This window comes from Bradyrhizobium sp. STM 3843 (assembly GCF_000239815.1).
Classification (GTDB): Bacteria; Pseudomonadota; Alphaproteobacteria; order Rhizobiales; family Xanthobacteraceae; genus Bradyrhizobium.
Map to the genome: position 1 here is coordinate 1 of NZ_CAFK01000328.1, position 1,266 is coordinate 1,266.

At 62.9% G+C, this 1,266-nt stretch carries 1 protein-coding gene; it reads right to left on the reverse strand.

The features are described 5' to 3' along the window. Nucleotides 1-487: 487 nt before the first annotated feature. The coding region (locus BRAS3843_RS36165) for a flagellin (protein ID WP_035983994.1) at nt 488-1,266 on the reverse strand (779 nt) is incomplete at its 5' end.

The window sequence follows — 1,266 nt, forward strand, 5'->3', positions numbered from 1 at the left end:
AAGAATTCGCGCTGCGACAACCGAGTAATCGCTGTCCGGCCGAGACATGCCGGCGGCATGCCCCATGCTCTCATAGGCGGCTTGGGTTCAAGCCCACACAGCCACCGCCTGGCTGAGATCAACGGACTTTCCTCTTGCAATTGATAGACTTCCGCCTTCTCCGTCCCGTTAATTTCGAGGTCCGTGCAAATACGGAGGCGAGCTAGGTCGGTAACCTTACTATCGACCCGAGGCGCAAAAGATCCGACACCGCCTGGCTCGGCGCGGCTCGGGCTGCCGGCAAGTCGGATGCGCAATCGCGGCCGCAATTCGGCGCCAAGCATCCTCATCATTCGTTTCAGAAGCTACGCAGCTCGTGCTGCCGATACTTTCAACTCGGCGTATCTGCTCGACATCTCCTGGGCCCTATCTGAGCTGCCGCTCATCAGGCCGAAGGCGGCGGGGTTGCCCCCGCCGCCTCGTTTGTTGGCTCGGCCTACAGCGCCGCTTAGCGCAGCAGCTGCAGCACGCTCGCCTGCGACTGGTTGGCGAGCGAGAGCGCGGACACAGCGATCGACTGGCGGGTCGACAGCGCCTGGCTGGTGGCCGCTTCCTCGTTGGTGTCGGCGAGCGTCAGGTTCGACGAACCGGTCTGCAGCACGTCGATCAGGTTCTTGTTGAAGTCCTGACGGACCTGCACAACCGACAGGTTCGAACCCAGCGTCGAGGCCTCGGACCGCAGCGTGGAGCTGGCGGAGTTGAGGGTGTTGAGCACCTTGTTCGCCGACGAGTTGTCGAGGAAGTCGGTGCCCGAGGTCAGGCTGGTCAAACCAAGGCCGGTGCTGCTGAAGGTCACACCGGTGATCGACAGCGTCGATTTGCCGGTCTCGTTGAAGGTGAGCTTCAGCGTGTCGCCGTTCAACAGGTTGATGCCGTTGAACGAGGCGTCAGCCGCGGTCGTGTTGATCTGCGTCAGCACGTTGTTGTACTGCGCAACCAGGCTGGCGCGGTTGGACTGCGAGGTCGGATCGGAAACGGGGGCGCTGACGGTCAGACCGGTGAAGGCCGCGCCGCCGCTGACCGCTCCGATCGTCGAAGACGCAGCGTCGTTGGTCGTCGTGATCGAGATCTTGCCGGTCGAGGAGTCGACCGTGGCCTGCAGGTTGTTGGCTGCGAGGGCCGTGTTCAGATCATTCAACGAGTTGACCTTGCCCGTCCCGATACCGAAGGTGAGCGTGGTCGCAGTACCGCCGCCGGTAGCGCCGATCGTCAGTGTCTGGCCGGCAA